Source organism: Methylobacterium sp. SD274 (genome assembly GCF_017355285.1).
Lineage (GTDB): Bacteria > Pseudomonadota > Alphaproteobacteria > Rhizobiales > Beijerinckiaceae > Methylobacterium.
The window spans coordinates 1-22,998 of sequence record NZ_JADIJP010000045.1 but is presented as its reverse complement, the minus strand read 5'-3'; the positions used below and the strand labels follow the sequence as shown (position 1 = coordinate 22,998).

Annotated in this window: 25 protein-coding genes; 11 read left to right on the top strand and 14 right to left on the bottom strand. The window is 59.1% G+C overall.

Features of this window, described 5'->3' with window-relative positions; genetic code table 11:
* Nucleotides 1–160 precede the first annotated feature (160 nt).
* The 3 genes from IPV08_RS23065 to IPV08_RS23055 all read left to right on the top strand — a co-directional run bounded on the left by IPV08_RS23065 (nt 161) and on the right by IPV08_RS23055 (nt 1,435).
* Nucleotides 161–487 carry a type II toxin-antitoxin system MqsA family antitoxin gene (locus IPV08_RS23065; RefSeq protein ID WP_207414029.1) on the top strand — a complete coding sequence of 109 codons (327 nt, stop codon included), beginning with the start codon at nt 161–163 and terminating at the stop codon, nt 485–487.
* 71 nt (nt 488–558) lie between these two features.
* On the top strand, nt 559–795 hold the full coding sequence (locus IPV08_RS23060; protein WP_207414023.1) for a hypothetical protein: 237 nt from the start codon (nt 559–561) through the stop codon (nt 793–795).
* A gap of 307 nt (nt 796–1,102) precedes the next feature.
* Complete coding sequence (locus IPV08_RS23055; RefSeq protein ID WP_207414021.1) at nt 1,103–1,435, top strand: hypothetical protein; 333 nt, start codon at nt 1,103–1,105, stop codon at nt 1,433–1,435.
* Between the two features lie 18 nt (nt 1,436–1,453).
* On the opposite strand, the gene IPV08_RS23050 is transcribed toward IPV08_RS23055, so the two are convergent.
* The 6 genes from IPV08_RS23050 to IPV08_RS23025 all read right to left on the bottom strand — a co-directional run bounded on the left by IPV08_RS23050 (nt 1,454) and on the right by IPV08_RS23025 (nt 11,285).
* Nucleotides 1,454–2,587 carry a hypothetical protein gene (locus IPV08_RS23050; protein ID WP_207414019.1) on the bottom strand — a complete coding sequence of 378 codons (1,134 nt, stop codon included), beginning with the start codon at nt 2,585–2,587 and terminating at the stop codon, nt 1,454–1,456.
* Nucleotides 2,588–2,672: 85 nt separating this feature from the next.
* Nucleotides 2,673–5,795 carry a type I restriction endonuclease gene (locus tag IPV08_RS23045; protein ID WP_207414017.1) on the bottom strand — a complete coding sequence of 1,041 codons (3,123 nt, stop codon included), beginning with the start codon at nt 5,793–5,795 and terminating at the stop codon, nt 2,673–2,675.
* The gene (locus IPV08_RS23040) at nt 5,792–6,718 is read right to left on the bottom strand and encodes a GIY-YIG nuclease family protein (protein ID WP_207414015.1); all 927 of its coding nucleotides are present in this window, start codon (nt 6,716–6,718) and stop codon (nt 5,792–5,794) included. Before IPV08_RS23040 ends, IPV08_RS23045 begins: the two co-directional genes overlap by 4 nt.
* Nucleotides 6,715–8,679, bottom strand: a complete 1,965-nt coding sequence (locus tag IPV08_RS23035; protein WP_207414014.1) for a restriction endonuclease subunit S — start codon at nt 8,677–8,679, stop codon at nt 6,715–6,717. The genes IPV08_RS23040 and IPV08_RS23035 overlap by 4 nt, the downstream gene beginning before the upstream one ends.
* Complete coding sequence (locus IPV08_RS23030; protein ID WP_207414012.1) at nt 8,676–10,511, bottom strand: class I SAM-dependent DNA methyltransferase; 1,836 nt, start codon at nt 10,509–10,511, stop codon at nt 8,676–8,678. Before IPV08_RS23030 ends, IPV08_RS23035 begins: the two co-directional genes overlap by 4 nt.
* Before the next feature lie 87 nt (nt 10,512–10,598).
* Nucleotides 10,599–11,285 (bottom strand): recombinase family protein, encoded by a 687-nt coding sequence (locus IPV08_RS23025; RefSeq protein ID WP_207414030.1) that lies wholly within the window; start codon nt 11,283–11,285, stop codon nt 10,599–10,601.
* 213 nt (nt 11,286–11,498) lie between these two features.
* Here IPV08_RS23025 and IPV08_RS23020 point away from each other — a divergent pair, with 213 nt between their 5' ends.
* Nucleotides 11,499–11,993: a DUF6530 family protein gene (locus IPV08_RS23020; RefSeq protein ID WP_207414010.1), complete on the top strand. Its 495-nt coding sequence runs from the start codon at nt 11,499–11,501 to the stop codon at nt 11,991–11,993.
* A 157-nt stretch (nt 11,994–12,150) separates the two neighbouring features.
* Nucleotides 12,151–12,624, top strand: coding sequence for a hypothetical protein (locus IPV08_RS23015; RefSeq protein WP_207414008.1), 474 nt, complete (start codon nt 12,151–12,153; stop codon nt 12,622–12,624).
* Between the two features lie 456 nt (nt 12,625–13,080).
* Here the strand turns inward: IPV08_RS23015 and IPV08_RS23010 are convergent, their stop codons facing one another.
* Both IPV08_RS23010 and IPV08_RS23005 read right to left on the bottom strand, forming a co-directional pair.
* Nucleotides 13,081–13,647 carry a hypothetical protein gene (locus IPV08_RS23010; RefSeq protein WP_210348679.1) on the bottom strand — a complete coding sequence of 189 codons (567 nt, stop codon included), beginning with the start codon at nt 13,645–13,647 and terminating at the stop codon, nt 13,081–13,083.
* Nucleotides 13,648–13,658: 11 nt separating this feature from the next.
* Entirely contained in the window at nt 13,659–14,285 is a 627-nt protein-coding gene (locus IPV08_RS23005; RefSeq protein WP_207414004.1) for a hypothetical protein, read from the bottom strand.
* 339 nt (nt 14,286–14,624) lie between these two features.
* Between IPV08_RS23005 and IPV08_RS23000 the strand changes: the two genes are divergently transcribed.
* Together IPV08_RS23000 and IPV08_RS22995 are read left to right on the top strand one after the other, a co-directional pair.
* Nucleotides 14,625–15,134 (top strand): hypothetical protein, encoded by a 510-nt coding sequence (locus IPV08_RS23000; protein ID WP_207414003.1) that lies wholly within the window; start codon nt 14,625–14,627, stop codon nt 15,132–15,134.
* A 240-nt stretch (nt 15,135–15,374) separates the two neighbouring features.
* Entirely contained in the window at nt 15,375–16,073 is a 699-nt protein-coding gene (locus tag IPV08_RS22995) for a hypothetical protein (RefSeq protein ID WP_348646181.1), read from the top strand.
* Between the two features lie 507 nt (nt 16,074–16,580).
* On the opposite strand, the gene IPV08_RS22990 is transcribed toward IPV08_RS22995, so the two are convergent.
* Both IPV08_RS22990 and IPV08_RS22985 read right to left on the bottom strand, forming a co-directional pair.
* Nucleotides 16,581–17,057, bottom strand: coding sequence for a hypothetical protein (locus IPV08_RS22990; RefSeq protein WP_207413999.1), 477 nt, complete (start codon nt 17,055–17,057; stop codon nt 16,581–16,583).
* Between the two features lie 44 nt (nt 17,058–17,101).
* Nucleotides 17,102–17,728 (bottom strand): ParA family protein, encoded by a 627-nt coding sequence (locus IPV08_RS22985; RefSeq protein WP_207413998.1) that lies wholly within the window; start codon nt 17,726–17,728, stop codon nt 17,102–17,104.
* Between the two features lie 149 nt (nt 17,729–17,877).
* Here IPV08_RS22985 and IPV08_RS22980 point away from each other — a divergent pair, with 149 nt between their 5' ends.
* The 3 genes from IPV08_RS22980 (at nt 17,878) to IPV08_RS22970 (ending at nt 20,209) form a co-directional block, all read left to right on the top strand.
* Complete coding sequence (locus tag IPV08_RS22980; protein WP_207413997.1) at nt 17,878–18,096, top strand: hypothetical protein; 219 nt, start codon at nt 17,878–17,880, stop codon at nt 18,094–18,096.
* A gap of 301 nt (nt 18,097–18,397) precedes the next feature.
* Nucleotides 18,398–18,748 carry a hypothetical protein gene (locus tag IPV08_RS22975; protein WP_207413995.1) on the top strand — a complete coding sequence of 117 codons (351 nt, stop codon included), beginning with the start codon at nt 18,398–18,400 and terminating at the stop codon, nt 18,746–18,748.
* A 696-nt stretch (nt 18,749–19,444) separates the two neighbouring features.
* Nucleotides 19,445–20,209: a recombinase family protein gene (locus tag IPV08_RS22970; protein ID WP_207413993.1), complete on the top strand. Its 765-nt coding sequence runs from the start codon at nt 19,445–19,447 to the stop codon at nt 20,207–20,209.
* A 138-nt stretch (nt 20,210–20,347) separates the two neighbouring features.
* Here IPV08_RS22970 and IPV08_RS22965 read toward each other — a convergent pair whose 3' ends face one another.
* Nucleotides 20,348–20,587, bottom strand: a complete 240-nt coding sequence (locus IPV08_RS22965) for a hypothetical protein (protein ID WP_207413991.1) — start codon at nt 20,585–20,587, stop codon at nt 20,348–20,350.
* A 51-nt stretch (nt 20,588–20,638) separates the two neighbouring features.
* Nucleotides 20,639–21,082 carry a hypothetical protein gene (locus IPV08_RS22960; RefSeq protein WP_207413989.1) on the bottom strand — a complete coding sequence of 148 codons (444 nt, stop codon included), beginning with the start codon at nt 21,080–21,082 and terminating at the stop codon, nt 20,639–20,641.
* Nucleotides 21,083–21,207: 125 nt separating this feature from the next.
* Between IPV08_RS22960 and IPV08_RS22955 the strand changes: the two genes are divergently transcribed.
* A complete protein-coding gene (locus IPV08_RS22955; protein ID WP_018046176.1) occupies nt 21,208–21,429 on the top strand; it encodes a hypothetical protein in 222 nt (73 codons plus the stop codon).
* 55 nt (nt 21,430–21,484) lie between these two features.
* On the opposite strand, the gene IPV08_RS25130 is transcribed toward IPV08_RS22955, so the two are convergent.
* Together IPV08_RS25130 and IPV08_RS22945 are read right to left on the bottom strand one after the other, a co-directional pair.
* Entirely contained in the window at nt 21,485–21,703 is a 219-nt protein-coding gene (locus tag IPV08_RS25130) for a zinc-finger-containing protein (protein ID WP_018046175.1), read from the bottom strand.
* Nucleotides 21,704–22,259: 556 nt separating this feature from the next.
* Nucleotides 22,260–22,487: a hypothetical protein gene (locus tag IPV08_RS22945; protein WP_207413986.1), complete on the bottom strand. Its 228-nt coding sequence runs from the start codon at nt 22,485–22,487 to the stop codon at nt 22,260–22,262.
* Nucleotides 22,488–22,998 lie beyond the last annotated feature (511 nt).

The following is a 22,998-nucleotide window of genomic DNA, read 5'->3' as shown; positions in this document are numbered from 1 at the left end:
GAGGTAAGAGCGGAGGAGGCCGCACGATCTACTACGTCGCGATCGCTCCCGGCGTGCTGTTCATGATGACTGCCTACCCGAAGAATGAGCGAGACGATCTATCACCGGAGCAGCGCAAGGCGATCCTCGAGGCGATCGCGAGCATCAAAGGAGTCGAGCCATGACGCAGAGCACTCAGCAGTCCACTGGGTCCCGAGTCGGCGATGATCTGGTTGAGGCCTTTCAGGAGATGGCCGCTTATCTGCGTGGTGAGGTCGAGGCCCAGAGCTACGAGGTGCAAGACGATCTCATCACCCCTGAGCGGGTGAAGGCGATCAGGCGAACGGTAGCTGCATCGACCAAGGAGTTTGAACAGCGGTTCCGCATCTCGGCGCGGACGATGGAGTCCTACGAGCAGGGACGCCGCCGACCTGACGCGGCGATGCAAGCGCTCCTACGTGTCATCGAGCGTGAGCCAGATGCCGTGCGTCGAGCACTCGGATCTTAGATCGTTGTCGGTTTTGTGCTGCCTCGAGCTCCCTCTCCGTTGATGATGATGACAAGCCGAGAATTTCAGCGATGAGCCTCCGTGACCTGCTTGCGCCTCTGGTGGCTTTTCAGGAGCTTGAGCACCTCACAGGCCAGCGCTTCTCCGAGTCGGAGCTTGCGAAGATGCAAGAGTTTGCGCGGGCTAAGGGGCAGACTTTGGAGGAGGCGCTCGATGGCTTCCTCACCGCCTTACGCAACATCAGCCAGGACGACCTCACGAAGGTGGCAGAGCGCCTCGAGGCTGACCGCCGAGGTCCCCTTCACTGAGAGGAAGGTCCCACAGTGCGACCAAGGATACCTGCTCCTGCATGGGACGTTCAAGGCAGACCGAGGATCGCTACAGGGCAGCGCTGAGAGGCGGGAGCGATTTCGGTGGCAACGACTGCTACGAACACCACGGATGCCGCCATGCGCCAACGTCGCGTATTTTCCAGCGCACTCAATGCGCTTCACATCTCAATCGAATAGATCTCGATGGAGTTCGAGGGCAGGCAGGCGCTGAAGCCTCGAAGACCGGGTTACCCCTCATGCGGTGGTTGATCCGGCCTGAACCCTCCAAGCGCCGGAGCTCCGCATGAAGAGACGAGGCCTAAACCGCGGGCATGCCCCCCGTGCCCTGTCCCAGCACATCCTGCCTGCCGCGGGAACGATGATTGGGGTCTGCACGACGCTGGTTGGGTTGGTGAAAATCGCCGAGGCCCAGATCGGCCCGACTCATGTGGACGAGGCCGTTTCGCTGACGGCGATCCTGTTCCTTGCCAGTGCGGTGGCCTCGTATCTCTCGATGCGCCTCGATGAAGACCGTCCCCTCGCTCTCCGGCTAGAGCGAGTCGCCGACATCTGCTTCATCATCGGCCTCTTCAGCCTTTCTACGATCACGCTTTTCTTCGCCTACGAGACGATCTGAACCAAGAGGCGCTTAGGACTATGTCCCGCTGCGGATCCGGTCGATAAGCGACTGCCAGATCGCGAACAGCTTCTCTCGCGCCGCTGCCTCTTGGAGCAGTGCTAGAGGCACATAGGGTTCGCCGTCGACCGCCCGCTCCCCGTAGCGCTGGCCGAATGTTTCTTCGAGCGTCGCAAGCACCTCACGACGAACCTCGACGTTGTCGAAGGGCGGGCTCTTCATGACGTAGCATAGGGCTGTCGTTACCCGGCCGTTCATCCTCATGACCGAGGGCCAGCAATGCCCGCGGTCGTGAACGAATTTGACGATCAGCGACGGTTTCTGCGCGCTAGTCACCTCATACACACCGCCCTGAGCCACCCACCAATCATAGATCGCGCGAGCGGCCATCGCCTCACCAGGTCCGCGCTGCTCGGCAAACAGGGTGAACCACTCTTCATATGATACCGCAGGCCGGGGAACTGCCTTGGCGGATGTCGAACCCGTGCCCTTGCGCCGCTCAGCTTCTGCTGTGCGTCCAATTAGGCGTGGGACCAACGTGCGTAGCCCCTGCCCGGCGTAGTGTTTAATCTCGAGAGCAATGACCTCAGCTGGGCTCATCTGGGCGTTCAGAAATTCGACGATCCGCTTGAGCTCGGGGTAGATGACGTCCGCAACGAACACCATCCGGATGCGGCCCGCTCGCAGGTTCACATCCACGACACGCCAGAACTCTTCAAGGTCGGCCTCAGGGCGTCCTAAATGCTCACGGAGCGCTTCGTCTGCATCACGTTCAGCCGCCGCACACGTGCGCTCGAACCGCTCCCGGATTGCCTCAAGGGGCCAGTAAACAACACCATTTGCGGCGTAGTCGAGCATCTGGGCTACGACCTCGCGTCGTCCTCGCGTGTCACTGGCACGCTTCACCTCAACGAGAGTGGGCACACCGTCCTGGTCAACGAAGAGATGGTCGAGTGACCAGCGGCCAGAGCCACCTTCTTCACCTGGCACAGTCTGCTCGCGCGCGATCAGCAGCCAGCGACGTGGGTTCGTTGGATCAACGGCATCACCAGCGATCAAGCTGGGGTGGTTCGCTAGAAGCCTCTGAAGCAGGTCCTCACTCTCGAAAGGGCTCGAACGCATTTCGACCAGCGTGTTGTCATCGCGGATCATGTAAACGCCGTCTGTCACGCCTGCGGCCTTTTCCCAAAACGAAAAGTTCAATCAGCTTCCGCCGGCGACATAGGCCTTGATCGCCCTAGGCATCAACCGGTTCTTCCTCGGCTCGCGCCCGCAGCGCTTCATAGAGCTGCGCCGGTCCGAGAAGCACATCCTTCAGGCCCTCTCGCACCTTCTCCGAGCCGATGGCCTGCTTGCTCAGCGACGCGTGGGCCTCGAAGGCGTCGATGATGGCGTTCATCAGCTCGCTTCGCAGCGTAGGAGAATTGTCGAACTGCGCCTTCGTGTTGTTCGCGGCTTGCGTGACCAGCGCGTTCGACTCTAGCATTTTGTCACGTAACGTCGTGACGTAGCTGAGCTGATCGCCGTCCGTAGTGTCACCGCCGAAGAGGTCGTTCACGCGCTCAATGATCTCGGCGAGAAGCGCCTTCTCTTTCTCCTGCACCGAACCCGAGCCCATGCCGGTCATCGGAGTGAGCTTGGTCTCATCGCGCCCGGAAACGTCGAGCCGACGCTGGCCTTCGTTCTTGAGGCTGTGGTGCGTGAGCGTCACTTTCGAGAGGTCGACGCCCGGACGCTCGCGGCCGAACTCCAGCAGCGGGACTAGGCGCTTGTAGAAGAGGAAGCGTTTCTCGACCGCGGTGTTGGCGTAATCAAAAATCTGCGACAGGAAGCTGTAGGCGCTCTGGTAGGCGACCATGTCGCTCCTGAACAGTAGGAGCGCGTCGAGCTCGTCCTTGGCTTCGCCTGCGCTGTTGCCGTCCTCCCGCTCTGTCGCACGCAGCAGGTGCTCCTGGGCGGCTTTAAAGCGCTTCAGTAGGCGATCTGCCACCGGTTCGATCGCCGCGATCAAGTCGCCCTGCTTCGCCTTCGAGTTCATTTCCACCGCGGCTACCCGGTCCACCTCGAATTCATCGTAGTGGCCGCTTGCGTCGAGCTTGGCCTTCAAGTCGAGAACGATGTTCGGGTCGGTGACGCCCTCGAGCTCCGCCGTGTCGTAGTAGGTGCGGAAGGCAGTCAGGATCTCTTCAGACGAATTCACGAAGTCGAGGACGTAGGTGGTGTCCTTGCCCGGGTGCGCGCGGTTGAGACGCGAGAGGGTCTGCACCGCCTGGATGCCCCCAAGCCGTCGATCAACATACATCCCACACAGCAGCGGTTGGTCGAAGCCGGTTTGAAATTTGTTGGCAACAAGCAGGAGATGATAATCGGCGCCGGCGAAAGCCTCGCGGATCTCTCGTCCCTTGAGGCCGGGGTTCAGCGATGCGCTGCCTTCGGTAACGTGCTCGTCATCTGCCTCTGGGTTCGGCACCTCACCTGAGAACGCAACTAGCGTTCCAAGGTCATAGTTCTTGGACTTAATGTAGGCGTCGATGGCCAGCTTCCAGCGCACCGCCTCTATGCGGCTTGCAAGCACCACCATAGACTTGGCCTTGCCCGCAAGCAGTGGCTGCACGTTCTCACGGAAGTGCTCGACGACGATCTGCACCTTCTGCGCGATATTGTAAGGGTGTAGCCGCACCCATTGCATGATGCCCCGGAGAGCTGCGCTGCGCTCGACCTCCTGCTCGTCCCACTCCTGTCCCTTGTTCGCGAGGCGGAAGGCGAGGCGGTAGGGGGTGTAATTCTTCAGCACGTCGAGGATGAAGCCCTCCTCGATCGCCTGACGCATGGAGTAGACGTGGAAGGCGGCCGGCAGATTGGTGGGTCCGGGCGACTGATCCAGATGCGGTCTGCGGCCGAACAGCTCGAGGGTCTTAGCCTTTGGGGTCGCCGTGAAGGCGACGTAGGTGACGCCGCTTTCTCCCGCGCGCGCGGCCATCTGGGCCCCGAGGACGTCCTCGGCGCTCATCTCGCCGCCATCCTGCAGGTCGGCAATCTCCTGCGGGGAGAGCAATTGCTTGAGCTTCTTAGCGGCCTCACCGGTCTGTGAGCTGTGCGCCTCGTCGGCGATCACCGCGAAGCGCTTGCCCTCCGTCGCCGCGAGCTCCCGCACTGCGTCGAGCGCAAAGGGGAAGGTCTGGATGGTGCAGACAATGATTTTCTTGCCCTGCGCCAGCGCCTCGGCGAGTTGCCCGCTCTTGGCACCGCCTTCGCTCCGAATGGTCGCCACGACGCCAGTAGTGCGCTCAAAGCCAAATAGCGCGTCCTGCAGCTGGGAATCGATGACGTTGCGATCGGAGACCACGATCACCGTCGAGAACAGCTTCTTGTCCGCCGCGTCGTGCAGGTCTGCGAGAAAGTGTGCCGCCCACGCGATCGAGTTCGTCTTACCGGAGCCGGCTGAGTGCTGAATCAGATATTTGCCGCCTGCCCCCTCGACGCGCACTGCAGCCGCGAGCTTCCGCGTCGCGTCGAGCTGATGGTAGCGCGGGAAGATCAGACCGGTGATCGCGCGTTTTGAGTCGCGCTGGGCAACGAGGTAGCGGCCGAGGATCTCAAGCCAGCTCTCGCGTGCGAGGACCTCTTCCCACAGATAGGACGTGCGGTGCCCATTCGGGTTCACCGGGTTGCCGGCGCCGCCATGGTCGCCCTTATTGAACGGCAGGAAGCGCGTCGCTGGGCCGGCGAGCTTGGTCGTCATGTGCACTTCGCTGTTGCTTACCGCGAAGTGCACCAGCGCGCCGCCAGGGAACGACAGCAGCGGCTCACGCGCCTGTCCCTTCGCCTGCGGCAGCCGATCGAAGCGATACTGGTCGATCGCGTCAGTGATCGACTGCGTGAAGTCCGTCTTTAGCTCGAGGGTAGCGACGGGCACGCCGTTTAGAAACAGCGCGACGTCGATCGAGTTCTCGTTCGCCGAGGAGTAGCGCAGCTGCCGGACGACACGCAGCCGGTTCGCCTGATAGGCCGCGATGATGACCGGGTTCGTGCCGAAGGCCGGTCGGAACTGCGCGAGCTCGATGCGCCCCTTCACGCCCAACATGTCGACACCGTGCCGGATGACATCGAGCGCGCCGCGATCGTCAATCTGCTTGCGCACGCGGTCGAGCAGCGCCGCTGCGGCGCCTACGCCCTGGCTGCGGCTGAGCGCCTCCCAAGCCTTCGGCTGCGTCTGCTGCACCCATGCGATGAGATCGGCGGGAAACAGCGCGCGCGGACGATCGTAGTTCGCAGCACTGCCCGTCTCGTAGATCCAACCATGCGCCGCGAGGTGCTCGCAGATCTCGTCCTCGAAGCTGATCTCCTTGTGTAGACTCAAGCTGAAACTCCCGCTTGAGCGGCAAGCTGCCGTGCCTCCCAATCACGATAAGTCAGCACGCCATCTTCAGTGCGCCAATCGATCTGCCCGTTTGACGCCCTGCCATTGACAGCAGCCGCTGCGGCGCTCGGACTGCGAAACGCATAGTTTTGGGTGAAGACGCAGTGGCCGCCCTGTTCCATAAGGACGCCAGAACGGCGGAGCTCCGCATAGAGCGGCGCATAGGAATGATGCTTCAGCCCCCTCCACTCGAGCTTGCTCATTGAGCCGGCCTCGACAACGAACTCGCCGTCAACCAGCACTGCGGAGGCCCGCAGACCATGCCTGCGGGCCTCCAGCACGAAACGCGTATGATCAGCTCCTAGCTGACGAGAGGTGATGTTCGAGTGAGCGAGAGCAGCCTGAGCCACCGGCCGGGCTCGCTGGATGAGCATATCCACCCGCACCGCCGGCAGCACGATAAGGAGGTTTTCGAGGAACGCCTCCATCTTAGCGATGTCCGCCTCACTCAATGTTGGAAGCACTGGAGCGGTGAGGTTGTCGAGTGGGGTGTGCCCGATTGCCTTCGCGTGGGCGATTAGACGTGCTTCGAGGTAGCGCACATGCGCCTTGTTGAGCTTGTTGGCGGACGCCGTCACAAGCACTGCGCTCGTCCACCATTCTTTCTGCACGTCGTGTTGCCGAATGCGTGCGCCAATGTCCTCGCTTTCGCCAACATAGGCGAACGGATCTCCCTCCTGATCTCCAAGCAGCAGGTAGACGCCGGCATAGCCCGCCTCCGGGCGCGCCAGAGCGGCGTTCAACTGCGTGCGCGGAAACATCAGGACGTGACCCGTCCAGTTGAACACCTCGGCCGCGACCATGCCATCCGGGCGCCCGTCGATGTAGTAAAGCTCCAGAGAACGGCCGACTGTCTGCCTCATGCGAACAGCCTGCCCGTCGATGTCTTCGAGCCGGCACCGCTGGGCACAAAGCCGTGACGGCGCATCCAATCGAGCCGCGTCTGTAGCTCGTTAATGCCGAAGTTCTTGGCTTTCTCAGGGTGCCACTCGGACAGGACGGCGAGGACAATCTCCATGTCTGCTGGTGTCTCGCCGTCGATTATAGCGTCGTTCCAAACAGCGTAGAGCGTCGCAGCGGCTTCGGCAGCGCGAGTATCGAGGTCGGCGAAGTCAGTGATGAGCTTGTCAAGCTTGGCGATGCGTTCATCGCCAAGCCATTGGGCTAACTCGTCACGAGAGCGCCCCTTTACAGGACCAGGATGATATCGCACCATCTTGCGATCCCCCGGGTCATCGACAATGAATCCTGCCTCAAGGGATCCATTTTCCACCTCATTGATCATCGTCTGGTCCAAAGGACCGTAGGGCATGCGGATATAGCATCCAGCGAGTTCGTTGATGTTGGCGTGGGTTTCAGCCAAGTAAAGGATCTTCTGAAGCTTGGTCCGCCCGAAGGTCGGCTGATGCGCTAACCGCTCAATGACTTCAGTGGCGACAAGGCGTCGGGCACGCACCCGATCAACCGGGAAATTTAGAACCGCAGCTGACGGGCGGACGTCGATTTTGCCTGTGACAGCGGCAGAGATCAGCGCGGCACGCCGCTCCTGTAGCAAAATCGACGCCGCCTCGGCCTCTCGAATAAGCTGATCGATCTGCTCGGCTGCGCGTCGCACACAGGCGACGATTGCTTCTTGCTCCGCTATATCCGGGATCGCGACAGTCAGCGTGCGAACATCGGGCATACCGATGGTTTTAAGCGTGGCACCTGCCGTCAATCGTTCAAGTTCACCGGCCATGCTTCGCAAGCACAGCAACAAGAATTCCGCATTGACTCGCTCGCTGCAGACCCAAGCGATGAAGTGCTGAGAAACAGCCATTTCACAGGTTGTGATGGCACATCGGCCGATCGTAGCATCGCGGGAGAAAACAACTACACCAGGTGGAAGGAGACGCGCAGACGAATTCTCGATGCCGAGTGCATTTACTTGCTGAGCGGTTTTCGAAATGTAGTCGTGATTTTTTAGATAGGTGGTATCATGGAGCGATACCCATGGGATGTCACAGTCCTCCCAGTAAGCTGCCACTTTGCGATCGGGTGTGTGTCCGCTTTCCATCCGAGCGATGTGCTTGATCCGAATGACGTCCCAATGCGCTGGCACCTTGCCAAGCCACTCGACGCCGCTGTCCTTTATCGGGACGTCAGAGTTGAGACCCTTGGTGACGGCGCCGGAGATGACAGCCTGCCGCTTCTCCTTTAGCAACACAATCAAGCGTCGCTGTTCCTCAATTAGTGCATCAATCTTGGCCATCTCATGGTCTAGGAAGGTTACAATAGCATCCTGCTCTGAGATCGATGGGATCGGAACGGAAATTGAGCCGATGAGGCCTGCACTTAGGTTAGCAAGGCCCGTCGTTGAGTTCGATAAAACCCCAAATTGCGTTCTAGCTACGCCACTATTAAGAATATACCACATATATTTTGGTATAAAATAGCTATCTACTTGTAATCTTTGCATAAAATTTGAGTAACAGCACTTCATACTGTCAATTATATTATCCGCAAGAGTGGTCTTTCCAATGTGCAAAGAGCTTCCGCTTGATTTGGTGATTAACAGATCTCCGACACGGAGGGTGCTTGATTGCTTCTCTTGGTCCGTCAGGCTCCGAAATGCGGGGTCGTCGAGCTTCCACAAACCACCCTGCGTTTGCTCGGTGGAGCGCAAGACGAGGGTATCACCATTACCGGACGGATCGTTGCCCCACACGCCGCCGTCGTTCCGTGCTAGATGCCATTTAAGCGCTCCAACGGCCCATCTGGTGGGCAATAGCCCAAGCGTGAGTGTGCCGCTGTCCTTGTAGCTCGAATACGCTGGGAAGCTCATGCCGCCAGCCCTTCAAGCATCGCCTTGATGCGCGTTGTCACGGCGTCAAGGTCGACGTCAATCTCGGCGAGCGGCCGCGGCGGCTCGAACACGTAGAAGTGCCGTGTGAATGGGATCTCGTAGCCGGTCCTTGTCTTCTCGTGGTCGATCCACGCGTCACCCGCGTGCGGCAGCACTTCGCGCTTGAAATAGGTCTCGACGTCCTCGTCGAGCGGCACGTTCTCGGTGTCACGCAGGCTCGAGTCCGCCTGTAGCTTGCCCTTGGCTTTGCCACGCTGGCCAAGCACGGGCTTGCCACCCTCGTCGAGCAGCGGTCGCTCGACCGTAATGGTGCGATAGCCGAAGGCGCTGTTGGGAAAGATGCGCGAGAGCGGAGCGAGTTTGACCTTGCCGCCATCAGGCGCCGCGGGCTCCGCCTCGCCCTCGAGCACGATCTTGCGGCCGACCTCCTTGCCTGCGTCGTCGAACATCGTCGCAAGCCGCACCTCGATGAATTGGCCGAACAGCCGCGTCACCGTGGTGATCTGCTCGTCCGACATCTCCTTGCGCTTGGAGCCCAGCGTCTTGCGCATCTTGCGCCAGAACGAGCTAGCGTCGATCAGTTGGACCTTGCCGCGCCGGGCCTCAGGCTTCTTGTTGCTGAGGATCCAGACGTAGGTAGAGATGCCGGTGTTGTAGAACATGTCGGTGGGCAGGGCGACGATCGCCTCGACCAGATCGTTCTCGAGCACGTAGCGGCGGATCTCGCTCTCCCCGCTGCCGGCGCCGCCTGTGAACAGGGGCGAGCCGTTGAGGACGATGCCGAAGCGGCAGCCGCCTTCCTCACGTGGTCGCATCTTCGACAAGAGGTGCATAAGGAACAGCAACGATCCGTCCGACACGCGCGGAAGCCCGGGCCCAAAGCGCCCGTCGAAACCTTTCTGCTCGTGCTCGGCGCGGACCTGCTTCTCGACCTTCTTCCACTCGACGCCGAAAGGCGGGTTGCTGAGCATGTAGTCGAAGCGGCGTCCCGTATGGCCGTCCTCCGACAGCGTGTTGCCGGGAGCGATGTTGCCAATGTCCTGCCCCTTAATGAGCATGTCGGCCTTGCAGATCGCATAGGACTCAGGGTTCAACTCTTGACCGAACATGGTCAGGTGCCCCTTCGGATTGTGCTCGGCGAGATACTCGCCCGCGATCGACAACATGCCGCCTGTTCCGGCCGTAGGGTCGTAGATCGTGCGCACGATGCCGGGTTTGGTTAGACCCTCGTCATCCTCGACGAACAGCAAGTTGACCATTAGCCGGATCACCTCACGCGGGGTGAAATGCTCGCCGGCCGTCTCATTCGAGATTTCTGCGAACTTCCGGATCAGTTCCTCGAAAGCGTGGCCCATCGCCGTGTTGTCGACTTTCGACGGGTGCAGGTCGATCCGGGCGAACTTCTCCGTCACCTGATAGAGCAGCCCGGTCTTGGCGAGCCGGTCGATCTGGGCGTGGAACTCGAACTGCTCGAAGATGTCTCGCACCGCAGGTGAGAAGCCCTCGACGTAGCGGATGAGGTTGGCGCGGATGTTGTCCTGGTCGCCCATCAGCCTCGCGAGATCGAGCGGATCGGTGTTGTAGAAGCCCTGCTTAGCTGCACGGAGCAGGAAGGGTTCTGGGTTGAGGCCCAGTGCGGTCTTCGTCTGTAACTCAGAGAGGACAGCGGCCTTGGTGCCCTCCAACACGCAGTCAAGTCGCCGCAGAACCGTGAATGGCAGGATCACCCGGCCATACTCCGACTGCTTGTAGTCTCCCCTCAGCAGATCGGCGACCGACCAAATGAACGATGCAAGCGTCTGATGATTCATGAACGGTCGGTCCTCCTGGGACCGGGTTGTGTCACGCGGCCATGAGGAGCAGCAACTGGGCAGACATCCAATCTGCTGTTTCTGATCTCAGGTCACCCGGTCCAACACCCGCTGCACCTGGGTGGCCGACCACGATGTTCCTCCCCGTGCGGTCGGAATTCCACGGGAGTTGAGACCTGTCGCGATCTCTCGAAGCGATGATGCCCCTGAAGCGCAAACGTCCTTGATGATCTCGGCGAGATCGAGCGCCCGTGCGTCAGCGATGCGGGTGCGTGCTGCCCGGCCTCGGTCACGCCCAACATCTTGCCGCCGCAGATTGTCTGGGGTGCCGAGCTTCTTGCCTCGTGCCTTGGCAGCAGCCAGCGCCTTGCGCGTGCGATCTCCAATAAGGCCCGCCTCCAGCTCGGCCACAGCGACCATCTGCTGGAGCATGAACCGTCCGGTCGGTCCCTCGATCTGCGGTAGATCACAGAACCTGACCTCGACCCCAGCTTCGAGAAGGCGCGAGAGGAACGCCACCGACCGGGTGAGGCGCGAGACGTTCGCGACGATCAGTGTGGCACCTCTGATCCGGCATTGGGTCAGTGCCTTGGCAAGCTCGGGCCGTTCTGATGAGCGGCCGCTCTCCACCTCGGTGAACTCGCCCACGAGGCTCCAGGAGCCGCCGTTCAGGAAGGAGCGGACTGTCTCCTGTTGGGCCTCAAGGCCCAGCCCTGAGCGGCCCTGCCGGTCGGTGGAGGCGCGGTAATAGGCGACGAACTTGCCGTGGGTCACCTGCCCGCTCCTCTTCCACCCGATGTCACGTTCTGTCGAACGAACGTTCAACAGAACGATACGGAACGCTTGGGCTTCGTCAAGAAGCGCAACCGTCGCCATCTTCAAATTTGATTTACAAACTATTTTCTAAAAACAACTTTACAAACTAAATTCACAAACTATCTTCTTCAACATGAGCTGCACCCGGTGGCTCTGAACCGAAAGCGCCCCATGGTCCCCCTCGCCAAGCCAACTGCTGAAACCTCGCAGACCATGATGGATTACCCCCCACCCACCTGGCTGAAGCACACTCCTATTTTTATGGTGCCCTACGCCCCGTTCGATGGGCCCTATAGCGCCGACACCGACGCTAAATACCTCTCCATTGGTCAAGCTCAATGGAGATACCCTAATGATCCTGATGCCTTATCTGCAAAGGTCTGGCGCAATCCAGATAATAAGTGGAGTCGAATGAGCGAGGAACTTCCGCTACACAGGCTTGTCGATCTCTGCACTTTTCTTGTAAAAACATTCTATCAAACTCATGCGACTAATGCTTTGAAGCCTACTGCTATCATCGCTGCGGATACATTTGAAAACCAGAAGGAGCAGATTGAGCTTCGGCGAATGGCAGATGTGCCTCTAGGCTTCGGTCAAGAAAGCGAGCGAGTGAAAAGCCGCTTGAGGAAGCTTCGAGACGAGCTACAAGCCGCTGACCTGGAATAAAGATCTTCACCTGCCAGCAGTTGCCTAATTGGTGACTGCTGGTGATCTGCGCGCAGATCATCGTGTGGTAAAGCATTCAAGACATAATTATTATCTAATAAACAAAATTATGTGATAAATTATGCAGCCTGTTAAGAATCAATTGGTGGAATAAAAAATGAAAAATGTCGTTTATACAGTAGTATTTTTATTGTATGTGACGCAAGCTAATGCAGATTGGCAGTATACCCGCTGGGGTATGACGGTGGATGAGGTGAATGAAGCTTCAGGGAAAAGCTTAACAACATATAGAGACGATAGTGAAGCTAAATCTAATAATCAAAGCCTTCTTATAGGTGGATATAAATCTGATGATATTCACTTTAATACGTATTTTAGGTTTGGAAAGACATCAAAATTATTAGAAACAATTATATTAAAGGCTGCCCCAAAACTATGTGGCAGAGTAGAAAGTCGTCTTATACAGACTTATGGTAAGCCATTTAAGACTGATAATATTGATAAGGTTCTTGTTTCTCATCAATGGTTCGATAGAGCAAACAATAACAAAGTCGATTTTATTGCACATACAGGTCGATGTGATGTAAGTTACGAGCCGCTACCTATGCCTGGTGCTAAGGGTGGTCTTTGATAACAAAATGACTTTACCTTGTCGCTCAGTCTGAGCGGGAGCGACAAGGGAAGAACCCGGCTTCAGGTAGAGAAAGCTGCGATCACCGGTCGCGACCTCGGTCACATGGTCGATTACATCCATGAGCTCACCGAGGCTCCGGGGAGCTACGGCAGGCAGGCAGACGCTGCGTGCTGCTGTCCGTCCCGCAATGAGCTGGGCTTCAGTCAGTGCGTCGAAATCCGGGCGTCCCCGTCGCTTAGTGCTCATCGGGCTGAAACTCGTGAAGGTGGACGGAAGCGTTCTGCCTCGGACTGCCATGCGTCCCGCTGCTCGACGAGCTCAGCAAGCTGTGCTCGCAAGGCCAATATCTCGGCGTGAAGCTCGCCCCCATCGACTGCGAGCTCGATGCACTCGTCCTGGAGATGAGCTAGTTGGAGACGCAGCTCGCTGTTCTCGATCGCGAGAGCGAGCAGCTCAGCCTCGTAGGGCGTGGTGTTCGTCATCATCATCCGTAGGAAGAGTCATAAGGGCTACCTTCGGCACCAGAGGTCCGAATAAGGCAGCAAGCACGTCCTCGAGCGTAGCTAGCTGACGGAACTGCTTGCCGGGCACCTCTCGATGGTTTTGTCGGATCGGCCGGACACCCTCCTTGTTTCGGGTCGGACGTCGCGGATTTGCGTAACCGTCGAGCTGCGGCAACGGCTCACCTGGCTCTCCTCCGAACCAGAAAAAGGGGCCCATCTCCAGGTCCGCCTGCACCTTGATCCAAATCACGCACCCGCTCGGCTTCTCGGCGAGTGAGGCTGCAATCGAAACTGAACCAGGCTTGGCCGCTGATCCGGTCTTGAACTGGATGTGTCGAACAATGCGCCCGCGAGCGAGAACCAGATCATAGCCGTGGGCATCGAACTCGGAGCGCAGGACTTCGACGTCGTAGATCCCGAGACGCCAGAGCGACCGCAGTGTGTCGCCAACGAACACGTGCTCGACGATCCGCTCGCGGAGCGTCGAATGGTGGAAGTGAGCTGTCGCATCCATCATCTTGTGCGCCCTCACCCAACCAGCCGGCGCCACCAGGATCGTGCGTGCATCGCTGCGAGGCTTCCCTTTGCCTCATCAAGCCGGGCCTGCAACTCGCGCTCACGCGCATTGGCATCCTCGACAGTTTTGCCGGTCTGCTCCGTCTCAGCTGCCATCCGCTCACGTAAACCCAACAGCTCAGTCAGGTGCTGCTCCTGAAGAGCAGCAAGACGCTCCTCGATGGCCTTCAGTTCGGTCTGAGCGATTGCAGTGTCCCGTTGGGCCTCAGCTCGCATGCGCTCAGCCTCGATCAGCCGATCGGTCATCGCCTGCGACTGCAATGTGAGCTGAGAGACCACAGCAACCAACGCTTCTAAGTCGTTAGTATCCTTACGTTGGGTCTCATGTTGGGGTGGGGGCGTTGGGTCCCTATCGGCAGGATTGTTGGGAGGAGAGCGTTGGGGTTTGATGGGACCCGCACGGAGCTCTTCAGCGGGCATCTCGACCCGGACGATATCTTGAGGGTGGTTGCCCGGGATGAGACGCCACTCGCCCTTTGCGGCACGACGCTTCGCTTTGATGCGGGCACCTTCGATGCCGATACCGAAGCTCTCGGCAATCTCACGATATGTGACTTGAATGAGCTCCGCCGCAGCCATCCCAACGCCCTCGATGTGATCGGAGGCCAACGTTGGTAGGTGAGGGGTAGCCCACGCTGGGAGGGGCCTGCTGGCACCGCTAACGTGAAGGGAGCCCCTCAACAGATGCGTGCCCCTCCTGACGTTGGGGGTGTTTGGTTGACGAAACGTTAACGAAGGCTCTGGCGTCGCTCGCGTTTGAGCGGGACTTGAGCTGATCCATCGGCCGCACCCTGAGATCGTATTGCGTTTGAAGCAGATGACCTGAGAGCCGATCCCCGACACGCTTCTCGGCTAGGCGTCAGAAACACTCAGAAACAAACTGCCATGAGATGCCATTGGACTTTCCTAGGATCAGTGGTGTTCCTCGGAAGTCCCTTCGGCATACGCACTGGGACACCTATGATTTTCTACCATCACACCGCTAAAGAGAGCCTGCCTGCGATCCTCGACAAGGGACTGATGCTTGGGAGCATCAACCTGTCCCGCGACCGGATCGAGAACGGCGTGTGGCTGACGACCTCCCCCGAACCAAAGGGGCACGGGCTCACGTATGGTGAGCCGGTCACAGAGGTGCATCGGCAGAGTTTGTGGAACCGCTGTCGTGGCCGCTTCCCGGCCGACTTCACGCACTGGCCCGACAAGTCCACCGCCCGCATCAAGATCATGATCCCTAGCAGCGACCGGTGCCTTGTTCGGTGGCTGGCGTGGGGAAAGAAGCGGTGCGACCCGCACCTGTTCGCCAGCCTCAACGAGGCCGAACACATGGGCGGCGCACATAAGACTTGGTGGCTCTACCTCGGCGTCATCGATCCGAGCCGGTTCCTGTCGGTCGAGGTTGACCGACTCGTCGGCAACCTTCACGGTTAACAATTCGGCGCAGGTGCGCCTGGAGATCACTGCAACGAGCCGCTGACGCCCAAAACGAGAGAAGCCCTCCAAACCCGCTGCCAGGCGGATCGGAAGGGCTTCTGAAATCGGTGTGGTTTTGAAGGAACCTGAACAGTCCTCAAAATCTCACGCACGGCCCCGGCCGTCAAGGGAGAAGGTGACTTCTCTCAACGAGATCGTTTGTCCTGACGCGGCCCCATGATGGGGCGAGACGTGTTTGTGAACCAGATCGAGGCCGCGATTGCGGTGGCTTCTTCGACGGCGCTCGTCGAACTCAACCGAGCCATTTGGTCCGGTCTCTCCTCTGGCGCTCTCGCCGAGGATGACGCGCAACGCCTGGCCGAGGCCATCCACGCCCGGCAGGCCGTCGCCAAGGCCTCACGGAATCCCGTAGCTGGCAACGCCGGCCGACCTTCGGCCTTCCCTCCCCGTCGCACCCAACGCCCGCCCGTGCGCTCCGTCGCGATCGAGCGGCGCCGACGCCTGGCCGCTTCCGGTCCCCTCCCGCCCGCGCTCGCGGCCAGGTTCACGACGGGCGAGGCCGCGGTGCTCCGCATCGTGGGCGACGAGTGCCGGGACAAGGGCCGCTGTGTCCTCCCGCTCGACGCCATCGCGGCGCGTGCTGGCGTCGGCCGCACAACGGCACAGAAGGCCATGCGCGAGGCCAAGCGCCTCGGCCTCGTCGACATCGAGGAACGCCGTCAGACGGGCGCGAAGAACCTCCCGAACCGCGTGACGGTTGTCGACCGCGAGTGGTCCGCGTGGCTCGCCCGGTCCCCGAAGCGAGGCATAGGGTTCGGAAAAGCGAGCACCACGGAAACTCAGGTTCTATCAGGATCAGAAAAGGCGGCTTCGTTGAGCCAAAATCGGCCGCCGGCATTGAGATTCGCACGACCTGGCCGCAGGTGCGGGATATGAAAAAGCTCCGCGTGGTGCGGAGGGCTTCGTTCGGCAGACCGGACGGGGTTTGCGGATACGCCCTCCACCGATTTTTGCACGCGATTGGAACAGAGGTAGAACGCCTAAAGGGAACTCGACATGCAAAAAAGCATTTATTTTCAGATATTTGGAACATAATCTCTGAGAGATCAGATGTGATCTTTCGATTCCCCCCCTGATAGTTGCGCTAGGGCGAAGTTCTCCACATCATGCAATCCATGACGCGGTTTGTGGGGGGGCGACGCTCCCCGCCCGTCTCAGTGCCGCAAGGCAGAAAGAGGAATGATGTTGATCCCGCTATGGCCGTCCATTCGCTTTGAGTTCAAGCGAACGGCGAAGGAGACGACACTCGCCATCTCCTTCGCGTTTGTGATGATGCCCGTCTAAGACACCAAAGAGGGACGCGGGCGGCCACCTGCGTCCCTGACAATCCTACGTCAAACAAAGAATTTGCATAGCCCGCCCCTCCACGGGGCGGGTCATCGTCTACAGCCGAAACACCCGAGCAATGTAGATGTCGTCATCCTCGCCCTCTAGGCGCGGACCCAACGCCTCGGCCTGTGAGAGGCGTTGCTCCTCCCATGCGGCCACCATCCGGTCGACCAGCGGACCAAGGCCGACGCGCTCGCGCTTCGTGATCGCCTGCATCCGGTCATACGTTGCGAGGCTCACGCGGGCGCCAAGCTGTCGCGTGTCATAGTCGAGCTTTGGCCGGCCTTTCGGTTTCTTCGACCTGGCCGCCGGCTTTGCCTCATCGGCCGCTACCGTGACCGCCTCGGCCTCGGCCGCCGCGTCGGCGACCTCGAGCGCCTTTGCAGCGTCCGCTTCGGCCCGTCGTTCCTGCACAAGATCGGCAACGCTCCTAGGCCTCACGTTCCCTCGCACTTCTTCGGGCGCCGGGGGCAGGCCTAAGCCCGTCTTTGAAGGGCTCGTCTTTTTGAACTTATCCAAACCCGTCGCCATGCGAACACCTGTTAATATTTGATACCGTAAATTACCAAATACAATTAGACGGTAGCGCGATCAATGATTGCTTGAACCAGAAGTTCCGCCTTCTCTGCCAGCCCAGAGAACCGAACTTCCGTGAGGCTCGCACCACCACTTTGCGCCGCGCGATACGCCGCCCGTTCTGCAATGGCGCCTGGTAGCACCGCATAGCCGGCCGCCTCGACATAGGCCCGCGCGGCGACCTCCTCGGCATCCGTAGCGACACGGACCAGGGCCACGGCTAGACGCTCTTTTGGGATGCCTTCACCGACGAGCTCGTGAAGCAAGAGCACGGTCGGCTCGAGATCGTCAGCGCCGGGGTTTGACGGGATCACGACGAGCGCCGCCCGTTGCGCAATCTCTAACGTCTCCGCGCTCGCCTTCGCCGGCCCGTCGAGCACCAGCAGGTCAACGCCCTCCTCGGCCTCAAACGCCGCGCTCACCGTATCGAAGGCCTGGACCGGAACCGCTGGCTCCAACCCGGCCGCCTGGCGCCGCGCCGACCACCGCAGCGTCGTCAACTGTTGCACGTCGAGATCGCCGACTAGCACCGACAATCCGCCGGCCACCGCCTCACGGGCGAGGGCACGCGCCAGCGTCGATTTCCCGACCCCGCCCTTTTGGCTCACGAACGCGATTACCGGCATTTCAAGACCTCAACTGCAAATTTTCGATACCAGATAATAGCGAAATCCATAATAAGCATTACTTTTTTTGATATCGTAAAATACCAAAAATGTAAAATAGAGGTTATTAGATGGCATTTGGTTCACAAGTCGGCGCCGTTACGACAACTTTGACGAGCGCCCTTGAGACCAAGGCCGCCACCTCTGGCACGTCGCTGCCTGCGCCCTGGCTCATTGAGGCCTTCGGCGGATCGCCTACGACCAGCAAGTTCCGCGTCAACGTCTCAACCGCCATGCGCTGTCCGCCCGTGAAGCACGTCGTCGACCTCATCAGTCCAACGCTCGCCACCCTGCCCATCCGGCTCCTCAAGGCCAACCCGACCGGCTAGGTGCCAGCTACCGATCATCCCGCGTCCCGCATCGTGTCCCGTCGCGCGAATCCCTGGACGGCCGCCGGCCTGTTCCGCGGTCTCCTCGCCCGCGACGCGGTCCTTCATGGCGACGGCTTCGCCTACGTCGTGCACAACGGCGACGGCTATCCGCGTGAGCTCCACCACTCCCCGCTTGGCTCCACGACCGTCGAGCTTGAAGGCCGCCGGGAAAGCGTTGCACGACGGGCTCCGGCGCCGGCTCATAGCCTAGTTGCACGTGGACGGGGCACAATTACAGTGTAGCCAACAAGGGGTGGTCATGTCTGACAAGTTCGTGCCGGCAGTCGAAGAGCTTCGGGATGCCCTAACCAGCGGCGGGGAGCCAGACGTTGTTCTTCAAGAAATTGCTGACGAGTATGGTCTAAAGTCACAGGCACTGCGAAACAGAGCAGAGCTCGCTTTTGGCGATCTAAATACATATGGAAATCGCAACAAGAATGTTACAGATAAAATAAAAGCTGCAGTAAAAAAGAAAGAGGAGCTTGAAGAGCTCGTTGTATTATTTCGAGAATGGCGTAAAGACAAGATATTTCATCCAAGACTAGAATTTCTGAGGGACAAATATTTAGTAAACGAAGATAATAGAAAGTATTTAACTGATAACGCATAAATAATAGTAAGACAATAATACCTACTTGACGGTTAAATATTTCCGACAACCAGTAATTTGTTTTTGGTATGCCGGCCGGGAAAGCACGGAAGGATTTGCGGTTCTCAAGATCTTCCCTGACGAGGTGCGCACCCGCGGATCGTGTCGGCTCTTCCTCGACGCCATCGCGGCCCGAGCCAGCACCTCGCGCAGCACGGCTAAGAACGCCATGCGCCAGACCCGGAGTCTCGGCCTCATCGAGATCATCGAGCGCCGGCAGCGCGGTGCCAAGAGCCTGTCGAATGTCGTGACGATCGTCGACCGCGAGTGGTCCGCTTGGATGAAGCGCGGACCCGGCATAGGGGGCAAAAAATTCGCCCCGACCGATACAAGTGGTTTTCGAGAAGGGGAGAAGGCGGTTTCGTCGCGTCAGAATCTCAACGGGCGCGAGCCGGCCGAGAGATTCCCACGACGATCCGCGAGGGCGGGAGGCATGTCCTAGAGGTATGCAGCCGTTCGGCAGAGCGGATGTCTTATCATTGAGCTCGAATGACAGCATTAGCGCAGCCCGCGTCATGGGTTTGCGCGGGCAAGCTGTGATCCCTCACACGCCCAAACACTGTCCAGATCTCGAACGAACATGCACATTGCTAAACGGTCAAAAATCTCTCATATCTAAAGGCCATCGTTTAGATATGAGTAGATACAGACACCCCTATGAACGACCAGACACCTACGAGAAAGAAGCTCAAGCCGGCGATCGCCTACACTCGCGTGTCGACCGAGAAGCAGGGGCGGAGCGGGCACGGGCAGGAACTCCAGATGGTAGCGATCCGGGAGTTCGCCCGGCATGAGGGCTACGAGATTGTCAGAACGTTTAGCGATGTAGAGACTGGAATGAAGGAGGCGAGCATCCGAAACCGACCCGGCGTGCTGGACGCGATCAAGCTCTCTCGTGAAGAGGGAGCGACGATCTTGGTGGACGAGTTGGGTCGCTTCAGCAGGGACGTGAACACCGTGCAAAAGATTGTTGCTCAGGGCCGCTTGAAGGTGATCGGCTGCCGGTCTGGTGAAGGGACCTCATACGCTTCCATCATGAGCATAGCTGCGCGTGCCCAGCGTGAGGGCGAGCAGATCAGCATCAGCACCAAAGCCGCTCTCCGGAAGCTCAAGGACCAAGGGGTGCCGCTCGGAAATCGCACGAACCTGCCTGAGGCTCGCTCCTTCGCAGTCGCTGCTACCAAGGCCCGGGTCGACAAGCAGATGCGTGAACTGATCCCGGTGATCGAGGAGCTTCGTGATAGCGGATGCACAACCGCCAGAGCCGTCGCCGAGGGCTTGAACGCGAAGGGCTACCGGACCTCTCGCGGTATCGAGTGGACGGACAAAAACATCCGGCGCGTCCTCACCCAGATTGATGAACGGAAGCGCGTGTCCCAGGGCGAGCCCTACGCCGAGAACGAGCTCTGGGGTCGGTTCTGATGAGCCTCGTCACCGGGTCGAAGTCCTAGAAGCTGGCGCAGCTCGCGAGGGCTGTGCCTTCTGTGCTCATCACGTTCCCGGTCCCGTCCTTGGCACCAGGTTTCCCTACAGCACTCAAGCTTGGCTGTCCTCAATCCCCTAGCCGTCTGCGCTGCCGTCACACTCGATAAGCGCCTGCACGTCGTTCACATTGCCAGCTGGAATGTGGGTGACGCGGGTGATGAGGGCATCGACGCTGCACCCCACACCGTTTCGCAATGTTCCCTCGACCCTGATGAAGTCGCCGCTACGGGGCGCTTCCCCTAGGACAACGGGCGTATGATCCTGGGTCCAGCTCTGGGGCGGGTTGTCTACCAGGATTTCCAGCTTGATCGCCACGGTCGCATCTCCTCAAACTGAGCCAGAACGATGCCCAGGCGGGACTGTTCCTCATCCTTGGTGTGATCGGATCCTCGTCATCCGAGCTTCACGTTCTTGCCGTTTCTCGCGACGCAGGCGCATCTGCTCGGCGCTCGGCCTTCGGATCTCCACCGCCTCGTCTCCTAATGGGAACACGCGAGTGTAGAGCTCGAAGGCGCTTTCCAGCAGCTCCTTGCCGGTCATACCTTTGGAGGCCGCGTAGACCTTGAAGGCGTGACGCAGCTCGGGCTGGACCTTAAAATTCAGATCGACGAAGCCCTCTGAGAAGAGATGAAGGTTGGTTGGTGCCTCCTTGGGGCTGGGAGGGGCCGACAGGCGCTTCTTCGCGACCGGAGTATCATGGACAGGGGTGGGCACAGGAAAGGCCTCTACGGGGCTCTCAGGGGTCACCCGGATGGTAGCCTTGCCCTGGACCTTTTCGAGGTTCGGCAGTTTTGGGAGGGCTTGTCTCATGTGGGCACCTTCTCAGATCCGGAGACGGGGGCGCGAGCGCTGGAATAGTCGATCATATCGACGACAGACTTGCCGCCGAAAGGGCCTCGACCCACCTGCCCTGTCCCAACATGACAGGAGAGAACATGACAGAACCCAAGAAGCCGGAGATCCACAGCGACCGGACTCACCAGCAGAGCCACGAACTGGATGCCAACATCCAGGGAGGTGATAGCACCCATACTCGCGTGCACGGCGCAGACCTGAAGGTTCCTGATCCAAAGATCGACCATGATGCCAGCGTGGTTGAGAAGGCCCAGGAGAAGCCCGATGATCCAGACGCAGCAGCGAAGGACGGCCTCGCTTAACGTCAGACAAAGCCCTGCCTCGTGCAGGGCTTTTTGCATTTCGCGCTTGGGCGCTTCAGCGATTTCGCGGCAGTGATGCCCGGATGAGCTTCACTGCGGGCGGCACACGTCGAGCCGTCTCCACGTCCATCTTGCTCATGTGACAGGCACCGCGCTCGATGCCGAGTTCCTGGGCAAGGCGCTCGTAGGCGGTCTCCCGGTCCATGAGGCCTTCCTTCCAGAGCAGGTCGAGGGTGGTGTGGGCATTCCGACGAGCGACTATGCGGGCACGCATAGCTCTGTGGCTGGTCTCATCTCGCAAGGGCTTGCTGCCTCTCGACCAGAGTCCGCACGGCACGCACCGATTCCTGATGCCGTGAACTGTCACCAGCTGTGTCGCCGGCTGACCGCAGTGAGGACAGAGGAGATCGCCGCCGGACATCTGTGGCTAAAGACCCTTGCTGAACGGGGACAGCTTGTCCGAAATTGTCCCATAAGGATCAATGCGAACAATCTGGACGGGACATTCAGGGGACATTTCTCGCAATCAGGATGTCCCGAAATGTCCCCTGAATGTCCCCTCGTTGTCCGCAAAATATGTCCCAAACGGCCTATGCGAACGCGATTTGCGGAAAATGTCCCGTCGGGTGAGGAGAAAAGCCATCTGCGAGCTCCAGAATCATCGTTACGGTTGCGAAATAGCGTTCCCTGGTGTTCGTGAATCTGCTTAAACGCTGCTCCAAGGCACTCTTCCTTGGGATGCGATCATATCGCTGGCGTGTATTAGGAATGCTTCTACGCGGTAGAATATGATAGGATCAATATAATGATCCTATCATATGCATCCAGTTTTACTGATCTTCGTCGAGCCAGAATTTCACTTGTTCGACAACACCCTGATCGTTGGGATCTTGACTCATAACAGTAAGCTGCTCGAGAAGAGTAGATTTCGCCATATTGAATATCTTTGGGTGGTTTTCCTTGATAGACATGGCAAAGCCCTCCCACATCATCGAAGATGCTTTCTCACTGATCTCAAGAATTCGTAGACGTTCCTCAACGGACTTGATGTCACTCATTGCATGCGCCTCTTCCGTATCGATGTAGTTTCAGCCTCTACGCCATAATCCCATCTGTGCATCAGTGCATGAGGCGCAAGAAATAGCTGACAGAATTTTTTTTGGGCTCATGTCCCAGATGAATCTTCGTTCGGGGTGATGTCCTTCACGAAGGCTTCATTCCTCGTGCTGCTGTGCCGCCGTGATGGATTTCATGGTAGGAACTAGGACAGACTGCTCTGGTAAATCGAGGATTGTCTGCGCCATCATCACTCGGCCGACAGCTGAGATAGGGCTTGAAGTAGCGCCGTCAGCAGCATGGAATTGCTACATTGACGTAGCACGTCGATGTAGTATTTATTTCCGATGAAGGTCGTTCGGTTGAAGCCCTACATCCGGGCGATGAGAGGAATGGGCCTTGATGAGACGGTGGTAGCCGAGATCGAGGCGATGATCGTCAGAGCTCCTGATGCTCATCCCATGATCAAGGGGCTGCGTGGAGCTCGTAAAGCCCGCTTCCCGCTACCGGGCC